The organism is Streptomyces bacillaris (assembly GCF_003268675.1).
Classification (GTDB): domain Bacteria; phylum Actinomycetota; class Actinomycetes; order Streptomycetales; family Streptomycetaceae; genus Streptomyces; species Streptomyces bacillaris.
The window spans coordinates 5,745,241-5,757,710 of sequence record NZ_CP029378.1 but is presented as its reverse complement, the minus strand read 5'-3'; the positions used below and the strand labels follow the sequence as shown (position 1 = coordinate 5,757,710).

Genomic DNA, 12,470 nt, shown 5'->3' with positions numbered 1-12,470 from the left:
CGATGCGCCGATACGCGAGGACGGTGGCCGCGCTGGCACTGGCCACCAGCGTGGTGACGGGGACGGCGGGCTGGGTTTCGGGGGATGCGCAGCAGGCGCTGACCGGGCCGCCGCCCGGCAGCACGTCGTGGCGGGCGGACCGGACGCTGGGCGGTGAGCTGCCCGATCCGGAGCGCTCGACCCCCGCCGAAGTGGGCGCCTTCTTCGCCGGGTTGGGCGACCCTGAGCGTCAACTCCTTCTCGTGCGGCATCCGTCCGTCGTCGGCAACCTCGACGGGGCGCCCCTGGAGCTGCGCTACCGCGCCAACGCCCTCGCACTGGCCGCCTCCGACGATCCCCGCTACCGCTCGCTCGCCGCGCCCGGCCGGCAGATCCTCGCCTTCGATCCGCGCGGACGCGGCCAGGTCGCCGAGGTCTTCGGGGAGCTGCGCACCGCGCGCCGGGTCTCGCTGGTGGTGCCCGGCTCCGACAACGACGCGGGGACCTTCGACCGGAAGGTCGCCGCCCACGGCGCCCCGCCCGGTATGGCCAGGACCCTGCACAAGGCGGCCGGTCCGGACACCGCCGTCATCGCCTGGGCCGGGTACACCACCCCCGTCGGCGTCGGCATCGACGCCGCGACCGGGCGGCTCGCCGAGGCGGGCGCCGGGCGGCTGGAGCGGTTCACCGAGGGGCTGATCGCCGACGGGCTGCCCGAACCAGCTGTGTTCTGCCACAGTTACGGCTCGGTCGTCTGCGGGCTCGCCGCCCACCGCCTGCCCGCCACCGACCTGGTGGTCCTCGGCTCCCCCGGCATGCGGGCCGACGACGTGGACGCGCTGCGGACGCGGGCCCGGGTGTGGGCGGCGAAGGCCCCGGACGACTGGATCGACGATGTGCCGAGCGTGCGGTTCGCCGGGCTCGGCCATGGCGCCGACCCCACCGACCCGGCGTTCGGGGCCCGCCGCATCCCCGCCTACGACACCCAGGGGCACGCGGGGTACTTCGCCCCGGGTACGGAGTCGCTGCGGGTCTTCGCGTCGATCGCCCGGGGGGTCTCGGCGGAGGGTGCGGCCCGATGACGACGCCTACGCACACACGCGCGCACCGGCTCGCCGCCCGGGTCGACGCCGCCACCCCCGCCCACCGGGACCGGGCGATCGACGGGCTGCGCGCCCTCGCACTGCTCGCGGTGCCGCTCGGGCACTGGATGCTCGGCGGCTTCCGGCTCGACGCGGAGGGGCTGCACAACGCGAGTCCGCTCGCCACGTTCGGCGCCCTCGCCCCGTTCAGCTGGGTGCTCCAGATGCTGGGGATCTTCTTCCTGGTCGGCGGGTACGCCTCGGTCCTCTCCTACCACCGCCGGCCCTCGACCACGGCCGCCTGGCTGCGCGGGCGGCTGGTCCGGCTCGGCAGACCGGTGCTCGGGGTGGCGGCGGTGTGGGCGGTGCTGCTGGCGGCCCTGTCCTGGCTCGGCGTGCCGGGCGACACCCTGCGCACGGGGTCGACGCTGGTGATCCAGCCGCTCTGGTTCGTCGGGGTGTACACCGTGGTCACCGCGCTCACCCCGCTCTGCGTCCGCCTGGCTCGGCGGTTCGGCGGGGGGCGGCGCTGCCGCTGCTGGGGTCGGTCGCGGTGGTGGACTTCCTGCGGTACGGGCCGCTCGCGGACGGGATGCCGTCCTGGCTGAGCCTGGTCAACCTGCTGCCCGGCTGGCTCTTCGCCTACCTGCTCGGCGTCGCGTGGGGCGAGGGCCGGATCGGGAAGCGGGGTGCTCGGCTGCTGCTCGTCGGGGGCGCGGTGCTCTTCGCCGTACTGCTGCTGGTCTTCCACTACCCGGCATCGATGGTGGGCGTGCCCGGCGAGGTGCGGACCAACTCCCACCCGCCGTCACTGCTGGTGGTGGCGTTGGCCGCGGCCCAGAGCGGGGCGGCGATGCTGATACGGGAGCGGCTCGGGCGGTTGCTGCGCAGGCCGCTGCTGTGGGCGCCGGTCGTGGTGGTCAACCTGTCCGCGATGACGATCCTGTGCTGGCACCAGACCGCGATGCTGGCGGCAGCCGTACCGGTCTCGATGACGGGCACGACGGTGGCGGGGCTGACGACCGGGCCGGACACGGTCGGCTGGATCCTGGCCCGGCTGGCGTGGCTGCCGGTGTTCACGGGGCTCTTGGTGCTGATCGCCCGGTACACGCGCCGCTTCGACGGCCCGTGGCAGGCGGGCACCCGCGCCGCTAACGCCCGCCGCGCGGTGGCGGGGCTGCTCGCGGCGGGGTTCGCGGTCTTCGCGCTGGGGCTGGCGTGAGGGGGGCGGGGTGGCTCGGTCATGATGAACTTCATGAACCAGGCGATGACTTCACAGGCTTCGCCCCTTCCCCGTGCCAGCTACTCGCGTGCCGCCGACGTGTTGCTCATGTCCGGGTAGCGGTCCCCCGCCACCTGGCCCGCGATCGGCTCCAGGAGGGCCAGCTCCTCGGGCGTCAGCGTCAGCCGGGTCGCCGTCACGTTCTCCAGGAGGCGGCTGCGCTTACGGGTGCCGGGGATCGGGACGACCGTCAGGCCGTGCACCTGCGCCCGCTGCTGCACCCAGGCGAGTGCCACCTGGGCGGCCGTCACCCCGCGGGCGGCGGCGATCTTGTGGACGGGCTCCAACAGGGCCGCGTTGGTGCGGGCGTTGTCGCCGGTGAAGCGGGGCTGGTGCTTGCGGAAGTCGCCCTCGCCCAGCTCCTGGCCCGCGTCGGTGAAGGCCCCGGTGAGGAAGCCCCGGCCCAGCGGCGAATACGGCACGAGCGTGACGCCCAGCTCCGCCGCCGCGCCGACCGCGCTCAGCTCCACGTCCCGGCTGAAGAGGGACCACTCCGACTGGAGGGCGGCGATCGGGTGCACCGCGTGTGCCTCGCGCAGCTCGGGGCCGGTCACCTCGCTCAGCCCGAGCTGCCTGACCTTGCCCTGCTGGACCAGCTCGGCCATCGCGCCGACCGATTCGGCGAACGGGACGGCCGGGTCGTGGCGGTGCATGTAGTAGAGGTCGATGACATCGGTCCTCAGCCGGCGGAGGCTGGCCTCCACGGCGGTGCGGATGTACGCAAGGTCGTTGCGCACCGCCCGGTATCGCGGGTCGTCCGTCCGCTCGATGGCGAACTTGGTGGCGAGCGTGATCTCGTCCCGGTGGGCGCCGACGAAGGGGGCGAGGAACTCCTCGTTGGCCCCGCGCCCGTAGATGTCGGCGGTGTCGAAGAGGGTGACGCCCGCTTCCAGCGCGGCGTCGAGGGTGTCCCGGGCGGAGCGCTCGTCGGTCTCGCCGTAGAACTCGCTCATGCCCATGCAGCCGAGGCCCTGGACCCCGACCACCGGCCCGCCGTCGCCGCCGAGCCGGGCGGTGTCGAGCCGGGCGGTGTCGAGCCGGGCGGTGTCGATGGAGTTGCCGTGGTTGTCGTTGTCGGTCATCAGGCGCTGCGCCTTTCCGGCGCCCGGGGGGCGCCCGCGTAGAACTCGATCTTGTGGTCGAGAACGGCGAGGGTGTCGTGCAGCTCCGCGATGCGGGTGATCACATCGCGGCGGGTCGACTCCAGCAGTTCCTGCCGCTCCTCGAAGGTGGACTCGCCCTCACGCAGCAGCTCCGCGTACCGCACCATGTCCGCGACGGGCATCCCGGTGAGCCGCAGCTTGCCGACGAAGACCAGCCAGTCCAGGTCGCGGTTGGAGAAGCGGCGTTGGCCGGTGTGCGAGCGGTCGACATGGGGCATCAGCCCGATCCGCTCGTACCAGCGCAGGGTGTGCGCGGTGAGCCCGGTGAAGGCGACGACCTCGCTGATCGTGTAGGTGTCCTTGCCGGTGGGACGGGGGTGCGGCTTGGGCATGGCCGTACAGGCGTTCACGCCTGAGGACGTCTGTGTACGCGTACTGGTAGCGGGAGTGCTCCGGGACGTTCCGTCGATCACCGTCATGCCCTCCACGCTAAATCCCTGGAGTGCACTCGAAGCAAGCGGCACAGGAGGCTCAGAGCTCTTCCTCGGCCCGGGTGAGGGCGTCGGTGATCAGGCGGGTGGCGAAGTCCTGGTCCTCGGTGATGCGGTTGATGCGCTCCGCGAGCAGGAAGGCGGTGGCCTCCAGCGGCGTCATCTCCGCTTCCGTCCAGTCCCCGTACTGCTGGCGCCAGAGGCTCGGGCTCAGGCCGGTGCCCGCGGCGATGACCAGACCGGCCATGGTGGGGATCGCCTCGGGGCGGATGCTGCGGGGCATCATGCGCATCGAGGTCACGAGCGTGGGGACCACGTACTCGATGACGTCCTTGCCGTGCTCCTCGTGGGCCTTCCGCAGCCACGTCATGAACAGATAGATGAGGGTGCAGGCACCGTCCAGCAGCTCGTGGAAGCCGCCCGGCCCCAGGGAGTCGCCCAAGTGCCCGGCCAGATCACGGCGTTCGGCCTCGCTCGCGGCGCTGTCCTCATCGCCTTCCCCGTTCTCGTCCCTGCGCATACCGTCGTAGACGCTCTTGAGCCGGGAGTCGATCAGCATGAGCGCCGCGCCCACATCACCGGCGGGGGCGTGCTGGGGGCCGAAGGGCGATGACACCGGTGACATATGAGCCTCCTCGTACGGCTGCGCTGCGCAGCTTCTCGCCTCCGCACAGTAGTCGCCCGAGGGGGCGGGAGTTGGAGACTTCGGCACCTTTCGGACGCGGTGACGGGGCCGCCGCCACGAACGTTAGGCTCGGTCCCATGGAGAGCTTGCGGATCATCGACACCTGGCCCGTCCCGACCGCGGCGGCCGCCGTCGTACGGGCGGACGGCACCGTCCTCGGTACGCACGGGCCCACCGCCCACCGCTTCCCCCTCGCCTCGGTCACCAAGCCGCTCGCCGCCTACGCGGCGCTGGTGGCGTACGAGGAGGGGGCGATCGAGCTGGACGAGCCGGCCGGACCCGAGGGCTCCACGGTCCGCCACCTCCTGGCCCACACCAGCGGCCTCGCCTTCGACGAACACCGGGTGACGGCCCCACCCGGCAACCGCCGCCTCTACTCCAACGCGGGCTTCGAGGTGCTGGGCGACCACATCGCCAAGGCGACCGGCATCCCGTTCCCGGAGTACCTGCGCCAGGCCGTCCTGGAGCCGCTGGCGATGACGTCCACGTCCCTGGACGGCTCCCCCGCCCGTGACGGCGCCTCCACCGTGGACGACCTGGTCCGCTTCGCCGCCGAGGTCCAGGCCCCCCGCCTGCTCGACCCCCGTACGGTCCTGGAGGCCCAGAGCGTCGTGCACCCGGGCCTCAAGGGCGTCCTGCCGGGCTACGGCCACCAGAACCCGAACGACTGGGGCCTCGGCTTCGAGATCCGCGACTCCAAGTCCCCGCACTGGACGGGCGCTTCCTCCTCCCCGGCGACCTTCGGCCACTTCGGCCAGTCGGGCACGTTCCTGTGGATCGACCCGGCGGCCGGGGCCGCCTGCGTGGCACTGACGGACCGGGCCTTCGGACCGTGGGCGGCGGAGGCATGGACCCCGTTCACGGACGCGGTGCTGGCGGAGATCGCGGGCTGAACCGGGCGCGGCCACCGCACGGCCACCCACGCTCCCCGCCCACTGCCGTCCGGCTCATCGCACGCGATCGGGAGCGGCAGCGCCGGCGGCAACGGGTGCGGCGGGGGCGCCTCGGAGGCTCCTCCGCCGCACCGTCGAAGCCCGGCCTGCCGCCGCGTCAGGCCTTGCCCCCGTCCGGGAACCAGGCGACCATCTCACCGTACCGGGCCAAGGGCAGGCCGTCCTGGGAGAGCCAGTCCGTCTCCCCCACCTTCCATTCGAACTCCTGGTGACGGGCCCCGATGCCCTCGGCGAACTCCGCCGCCAGGCGGGACGCCTCGTACAGATCCTGGTCGGTGCTCTGCGAGCTGGCGGCGACGATCACCCCTCGCACCTCCGCCGAGTGCCCGTAGCGGAAAGCGCCCGTGCCGAGGAGATGCGGATCGGTGTGGACGGACGATCCGTTGTTGCGCCCGAGGCGCCGGTGCGCCGCGGCTTTGGCCGCGGCCCTCGGGAGGAACTGCCGCGCCTGCTCGCCCACCGCTATCGCACCGAGCACCGCCTCCGTGTCGTCCGCCCGCGCGTCGGCCGTCGGATCGAGGATGACGAAGCCCATGGCCGGACGCGGATAGCGGCCGCGCGGTGCCTCCCCTTCCGCCGCCGTGTGGTTGCGGAGAATACTTTCGGCCCGGCGACGGCCCAACTCCGACAACAGATCGACGAGTTCCGCTTCGTCCAGCATGTAGGCATAAGGGTTGTGGTGCACTGCCGCCTGCACGTGCAGGGTTTCGGTCATGAAGCTCTCCAATACGGCCTGAAGTGAATTATGAAACCTTGATGCAGAGTGGCCGGAAGTCGACGTTCGGCGCCTCATAGGCAAGGAGTGGACGCCGGGAAACGGCGCTCCGGGCGGGCCGAGCCACTCGTTTCCGCATTTCGGACACACCCCCGCCCAACTGTCTCAATGACGTCGATAACCAAGCCGGAACGACGGCCAATTCCAGCCCCCATCCCTGCGGATCATGCCGGTAGATGAACACCATGGCAACGTCGATGCACCGCACAATGAACCTTTCACCGTTCTCCACGGCCCCTCTGACCTGCATTTTTACCAGAGAGCGGAAGCCTCGATTCAGCTTTGCGCACGGGGAGTTACACCTGAAAGCAGTTGACCGAGATCTGGCCGTGACGTAACTTTCATTCGACCCCGGGCGGTCTAGACCAAGCCATAGGGGTGTCGAACTCTTCCCATTGACAATCATGTCTTCGCCGTGTGCTGCCCCCGTTTCCCGGAAGACTCAGGACAAGGTGGGGTGCGCAGCGGAGAGGAAGAAGGGCTGTACATCTTGACCACGCAGACGATTTCCGGCATCGCACAGAGGTTCGCCGATGACGGATTCACCCCCGTAGGAAGGCTCATATCCCCCGCGGACCTCGCTCAGTACCGGGACATCTACGACCGATTCCTCAGCGGTGACATCGAATCCGGCGAAAAGCGCACCGACCTCGGATCGCATGTCGAGCGCAAGGAGGGCGTGCGGGAGAACATCACCCAGATCATCTGGCCGTCGGCGCTGTATCCGCCGCTGAAGGATCTGCCGCTGCACGAGAAGGCGCTCTCCACGGCCCGCGAACTCATCGGGGCGGACGCCGAACTCGACTTCGACATGATGATCCACAAGGCTCCGCACACGGCCGTTCCCACGCCCTGGCACCAGGACGCCGCCTACTGGGTGGACATGCCCGACAAGCGCGCGGTGTCGATCTGGATCGCGCTGGACGACGCGGATCTGGACAACGGCTGCATGTGGTACGTCCGGGGCTCCCACCGGGAGCCGCTGCGGCCCCACCACCCCACGAGCGACGGCAAGAACATCGAGTGCGACTGCTCCGAGGACGAGCCGGGGGCAACGCCCGTACCGGTACGGGCCGGTGAGGCGGTGGCCCACTCCGGGAGCACGCTGCACTACTCCCGCGGCAACAGCACGGACGGCGTGCGCCGCGCGTACATCCTCAACTACCGCCCCGCCGCGATGATCGAACTCGAACGGCGGATGGGCGCCGACCACGGACTCAACGAGAACGTGCGGAAGGTCCGCAACTCCGACGCGACCGGGCAGTGAGCCGAGCGGCGGTCCGACCTGCCGAGGCGGCCGACCGCAGGTCCGCCCGTACCGCCGTCGCCCTTCCACCTCCCACCTCCCGCCGAGGACACTTCGCCCGGCCGGGCCGACGCTTCCGCCGGCCCGGCCGGGCCCTGAACGGCCAGAAAGGCAAGCCGTGAACGCTGTCACGCTGACAGGTGCTGTGATGACCCACCCGAGGAGGATCTCCGCCGCCGGGGAGATAGCGGCCAAGGACCCCCGGGGACGTATCCAGGTGGTGCAGGACCCGGACCCCTCCGGCCCGCCCACCGCGCTGCGCACCGCCAACCCCTCCTGGAGCTGTGTCGGGGACGCGGCGACGCATCACATCGTGTTCCAGGACGACGTGATCCTGGCTCAGGGGTTCTTCGACCAGGTGGAGAAGGTCGCCGCCGCGGTTCCCGGAGAGGCGGTCGCCTTCTACGAGGGGTGGGAGGGCCGGAACAGCGGAGTGGTCCGCCTCGGGGCGCTCACCGGAGCCTCCTGGGCCTACGCGGTCGACGAGCACGTCCCGTCGCTGGCGCTGATGCTGCCCGCCGAAGCCGCCCGCGGCTACGCCCGGTTCGCGGCGGAGCACGGTGACGGCTGGCCCTACGACGTCGTCATCCAGCGCTACCTGAAGGCGCTCGGCATCCCCGTGCGGATCGCGGTCCCCAGCACCGTCGACCACGACGACGTGCCGAGCCTCGCGGGCAACAGCAAGCACGGCTGGCGCCGGGCCACGTACTTCACCGATGCCGCGGCCGAGGTCGTCTCCCCCGACTGCGCCTCGTTCCCCGTCGTCCCCTTCTACCAGTACGGCGAGTCCAAGTGCGCGGTGCGCCAGGACGGGCGCTGGGAGTACCTGGACACCGACCGCTACCTGCGGCGCATCGGCCTGGCCGAGCGGTGCGACGCCGACTTCGCCGTGGCCGGGGAGCCGGACCTGCCCGCCGAGGTGCGTCGGCAGGTGTGGCTGACGGCCTTCGCCACCGGTGTCGCGGTCGCCGGTGCGACCGGGCGGGAGCCGGACCCCGAGGCGGCCGCGGCCGTCATGGACTCGCTGGGCCCCGGTGGCCTGTGCGAGGAGTACACCGACGCCGAGCTGCTGCCCATGATCCCCCGCATCCGGGAACTGGCCCTGGCCGCACTCGCCTCCGGCCGTACCGCCCACGGCACCGGCCCACGGCCCACCGCCGACACCACGACGGTCGTCGTCACGGGAGGCGCCCCGGCCCTCGGGGCGGAGCTGGCACGGCTGCTCACCGACGCGGGCCGGCCCGCCGCGTACACCGAACGGCTGGGCGACGGACGGGGGCAGGCGGTCCACACCGTGGTCCACCTCGGTGACCGGTCCGGGAGCGCCTACGCCGTACAGGACCTGCTGGCCGATGCCGAGAAGGCCGGGGCGCGGCGCCTGGTCCACATCGGCTCGGCGGAGGTCTACCGGGGTGCCGCCGCCGACGAGTGCGCGGAGGACACGGTGGCCGAGCCGCCGCAGGACCCGGTCGCCCGCGCCTGGTGGAACGACGAGCAGGCGTGTCTGCGGTGGGGCGGCGAGACGGGCGTCCCCGTGCAGCTCGTCCGGCTCGCCGAGCAGGTGGGCCGGTACGCCCCGGTGCGCGGGGTGCTGGCCACCTGGATGCTCCAGGCGTGGACCCGCCGCTCCATGACCCTGGTGGAGGGCCGGGTGCACCAGCTCGTCGATCACCGCGACACGGCGGAGGCGATCGCCGCCGTCCTCGCCGCTCCCGTGCGGTCCACCGTCTACAACGTGGCCTCCGCCAGCTTCGACGAGGAGCGGCTGGCCGAACTCGCCGCGGAGACGGCCCGGCTGACGACATGGGAGCGGACCTCGGACGAGGGCACGGCGCACACGCCCCCCATGGCCACCGGACTGATCACGGCCGAGACCGGCTGGCGCGCGTCCGCCCCGTTGCGGAACGGTGCCCGCGCCCAGGCGCAGTGGCTGGCCTGCGACACCCACGACGAACTCGCCGATCTACTGCAACAGGACACCGATGGCTGAGGAACAGACCCTTCGACCGCCGAGCGACACCCAGCCGGGGATCTTCTCCCGGCAGTACGCACCGGCCACCCTGACCTTCGCCGCGGTGATGTTCCTGACCGGCTTCGCCGCGCTGGCCGTGGTGCCCACGCTGCCGACGGCCGCCCAGGATCTGGACGGGGTCTCCCTGTTCCCCCTGGTGGCGGGCAGCTTCGTGGCCGCCAGCCTGCTCGGTGGCGTGCTGGGCGGACACTGGGCGGACCGTTCCGGGGCCCGGCGTCCGCTGGCGCTGGGCATGGTCCTCTCCGTGGTGACGCTGCTGGTGTCGGCGTCCAGCCTGTCGATCTGGCAGCTGGTGATCGGCCGCTTCGTCGACGGCCTGGCGGCCGGGATGGTGGCGGTGTCGGTGACGACCGCCATCGGCCAGTCGTACCCGGAGTACCTGCGGCCCCGGATGCTCGCGATGATGAGCGCGAGCTGGGTCATTCCGTCCCTGATCGGCCCGCCGATCGCCGGGGTCGTCTCCGAGGCCTGGTCCTGGCGGGTGGTCTTCTACGGCCTGGCCGTGCTGACCGCGCTGCCCTCGATCGCCCTGGTGGCGGTGCTCCGCCGGGCCCCGGCCGACGCCGACGCCGGGGACTCGGTCCCGGCCGACCTCCCGCCCGAGGAGGAGCGCGCCTCCCGGCCCCCGGTGCTGGTCGCCGCGATGCTCAGTCTGGGCGCGGCGCTCGGCCAGTACGGGGTCTCCGGGTGGGACGTGCGCCACCTGCTCTTCGTCGTCACCGGCGTCGCGCTCCTGGTGGTCTTCGCCCCCGTCTGCTGCCGAAGGGGACCTGGCGCAGCGCCCGCGGTCTGCCCACCGCCGTACTGCTGCGCGGGCTGACCTCCGGCACGTACTTCACCGTCGAGGCACTGGTGCCGCTGATGCTGATCACCGAGCGGAAGGTCGCCGCGGTCACGGTCGGTGTGGCGTTCACGGCCTCCGCGGTGCTGTGGGCGGGGGCGGCCTGGGTACAGGGAAAGCTCCTCCAGAACGTCGCCCGGCACCGCCTCGTCACCGCCGGCGCACTGATCATGGCGGCGTCCGTCGCCTTCGCCATCGCGGGCAGCTTCGCCGGGATGTCCCCGGTGCTGGCCATGGTGGCCATGCCCCTGGCGGCGATCGGGATGGGGATGCTCGACCCCTGTGTCACGGTGCTCTCGCTCTCGCACAGCGCGCCGGACCGGCTGGGCCACACCACCAGCGCCATGCAGACCAACATGAACCTCGGGCAGGTCGTCGTCCTGGCATTCGCCACCGCCGTGCTCAACGCGGGCCTCGCCGCGGGGACCGGTCAGCTCGGCGGCTACGCGATCACCTTCTCGCTGCTGCTCCTGCCGCCCCTGCTGGTCGCCTCGCTGGCCGTCCGGGCGCGCAACGACTGACCCGCGGCGGCGGCCGCAGCCCGGACCGGCCGCCCCGCTTCCCCGTACGCCGTCGCCTCCCCGTACTCCGTCATCTCTTCCCCGTACGCCGTCACCTCCCCGTACCTCGCCACTCCCGTTCTCCGTACGTCCCACCTTTTCGAAAGGCAGCACTGTGCGCAGTGACCTGGTTGTCATAGGCCTCGGCTACGTAGGCCTGCCCCTCGCCGTAGAGGCCGGCCGCTCCGGCCTGAGCGTCGTCGGCCTCGACCGTGACGCCGCCACCGTCGCCCGGCTCAACGACGGTGTCTCCCATGTGGACGACATCGACGACGCCACCGTGGCCGATCTGCGGGCCCAGGGGTTCACGGCCACGACGGACGAGAGCGTCATCGCGGAGACGGACACCGTGGTGATCTGTGTGCCCACCCCGCTGGCGGAGCACGGCGGACCGGACCTGGTCATGGTCGAGAGCGCCTGCGCCATGATCAGCCGGCATCTGACGCGCGGCACGCTGGTGGTCCTGGAGTCGACCACGTACCCGGGCACCACCGAAGAGATCGTCCTGCCCATCCTGGAGCGTTCCGGGCTCAGCGCGGGCACCGACTTCCACCTGGCGTTCTCGCCGGAGCGGGTGGACCCCGGCAACAAGATCTACGGCATCCGCAACACCCCGAAGGTCGTGGGCGGTTACACACAGGACTGCACCACGACCGCGGCGGCCTTCTACGGGAAGCTCGTCGACCAGGTCGTCCAGGCCTCGGGCACCCGCGAGGCCGAGATGGCGAAGCTGATCGAGAACACCTACCGGCACGTCAACATCGCCCTGGTCAACGAGATGGCGATCTTCTCCCACGAACTGGGCATCGACCTGTGGGACGCCATCTCCTGCGCGGCCACCAAGCCGTTCGGCTACCAGGCGTTCCGGCCCGGCCCGGGGGTGGGCGGCCACTGCATCCCGATCGACCCCAACTACCTCGCGCACAAGGTCCGTACGCTCGGCTACCCCTTCCGGATGGTCGAACTCGCCCAGGAGATCAACGCCCGGATGCCCCGGTACGTCGTCGAGCGGGCGCAGCAGCTCCTGGACCACAGCGGCACCACGCTGAGCGGGGCACAGGTCCTGCTGCTCGGCGTCACCTACAAGGCGGACATCGCCGATCAGCGGGAGACCTCGGCCCGTGATGTGGTCCGCAGGCTGCGCACGCTCGGTGCGGAGGTCGTCTACCACGACCCGCATGTGCCGAGCTGGGAGGTGGACGGCACGCCGGTCCGCGCCGTCACGGACCTGGACGGCGCGCTGGGCGATGCGGACATCTCCGTCCTGCTCCAGCGGCACTCGGCGTACGACCTGGCGGCGATCGAGAGCCGGGCCCGGCTGCTGCTCGACACCCGGGGGTCGGCGCGCCCGCAGTCGCACGTCGTACGGCTGTAGCCGCGG

The 12,470-nt window shown here is 71.7% G+C and carries 9 protein-coding genes and 2 pseudogenes; 7 read left to right on the top strand and 4 right to left on the bottom strand.

Going from position 1 to position 12,470, the window contains the following annotated elements; all coding sequences use genetic code 11:
• Positions 1 to 2 precede the first annotated feature (2 nt).
• Together DJ476_RS24965 and DJ476_RS24960 are read left to right on the top strand one after the other, a co-directional pair.
• The gene (locus DJ476_RS24965; RefSeq protein WP_112491614.1) at positions 3 to 1,061 is read left to right on the top strand and encodes an alpha/beta hydrolase; all 1,059 of its coding nucleotides are present in this window, start codon (positions 3 to 5) and stop codon (positions 1,059 to 1,061) included.
• Positions 1,058 to 2,283, top strand: a pseudogene (locus DJ476_RS24960) (acyltransferase family protein). The gene DJ476_RS24965 and the pseudogene DJ476_RS24960 overlap by 4 nt, the downstream one beginning before the upstream one ends.
• 80 nt (positions 2,284 to 2,363) lie before the next feature.
• Here DJ476_RS24960 and DJ476_RS24955 read toward each other — a convergent pair.
• The 3 genes from DJ476_RS24955 to DJ476_RS24945 are packed head-to-tail and all read right to left on the bottom strand — an operon-like array spanning position 2,364 to position 4,553.
• Complete coding sequence (locus DJ476_RS24955) at positions 2,364 to 3,425, bottom strand: aldo/keto reductase (protein WP_112491613.1); 1,062 nt, start codon at positions 3,423 to 3,425, stop codon at positions 2,364 to 2,366.
• Positions 3,425 to 3,925, bottom strand: a complete 501-nt coding sequence (locus DJ476_RS24950; RefSeq protein WP_103416462.1) for a MerR family transcriptional regulator — start codon at positions 3,923 to 3,925, stop codon at positions 3,425 to 3,427. Before DJ476_RS24950 ends, DJ476_RS24955 begins: the two co-directional genes overlap by 1 nt.
• A 52-nt stretch (positions 3,926 to 3,977) precedes the next feature.
• The gene (locus tag DJ476_RS24945) at positions 3,978 to 4,553 is read right to left on the bottom strand and encodes a hypothetical protein (RefSeq protein ID WP_103416463.1); all 576 of its coding nucleotides are present in this window, start codon (positions 4,551 to 4,553) and stop codon (positions 3,978 to 3,980) included.
• Between the two features lie 146 nt (positions 4,554 to 4,699).
• Between DJ476_RS24945 and DJ476_RS24940 the strand changes: the two genes are divergently transcribed.
• Positions 4,700 to 5,515: a serine hydrolase domain-containing protein gene (locus tag DJ476_RS24940; protein WP_103416377.1), complete on the top strand. Its 816-nt coding sequence runs from the start codon at positions 4,700 to 4,702 to the stop codon at positions 5,513 to 5,515.
• Between the two features lie 157 nt (positions 5,516 to 5,672).
• On the opposite strand, the gene DJ476_RS24935 is transcribed toward DJ476_RS24940, so the two are convergent.
• The gene (locus DJ476_RS24935; protein ID WP_112492615.1) at positions 5,673 to 6,290 is read right to left on the bottom strand and encodes a hypothetical protein; all 618 of its coding nucleotides are present in this window, start codon (positions 6,288 to 6,290) and stop codon (positions 5,673 to 5,675) included.
• 550 nt (positions 6,291 to 6,840) lie between these two features.
• Here DJ476_RS24935 and DJ476_RS24930 point away from each other — a divergent pair.
• The 4 genes and pseudogenes from DJ476_RS24930 to DJ476_RS24915 all read left to right on the top strand — a co-directional run bounded on the left by DJ476_RS24930 (position 6,841) and on the right by DJ476_RS24915 (position 12,464).
• Complete coding sequence (locus DJ476_RS24930) at positions 6,841 to 7,617, top strand: phytanoyl-CoA dioxygenase family protein (RefSeq protein WP_181006396.1); 777 nt, start codon at positions 6,841 to 6,843, stop codon at positions 7,615 to 7,617.
• Between the two features lie 187 nt (positions 7,618 to 7,804).
• A complete protein-coding gene (locus DJ476_RS24925) occupies positions 7,805 to 9,646 on the top strand; it encodes an NAD-dependent epimerase/dehydratase family protein (RefSeq protein WP_112491612.1) in 1,842 nt (613 codons plus the stop codon).
• A pseudogene (locus DJ476_RS24920) lies at positions 9,639 to 11,050 on the top strand (MFS transporter). Before DJ476_RS24925 ends, DJ476_RS24920 begins: the two are co-directional and overlap by 8 nt.
• Before the next feature lie 154 nt (positions 11,051 to 11,204).
• Positions 11,205 to 12,464, top strand: coding sequence for a nucleotide sugar dehydrogenase (locus DJ476_RS24915; RefSeq protein ID WP_103416380.1), 1,260 nt, complete (start codon positions 11,205 to 11,207; stop codon positions 12,462 to 12,464).
• The last annotated feature ends 6 nt before the right edge of the window (positions 12,465 to 12,470 follow it).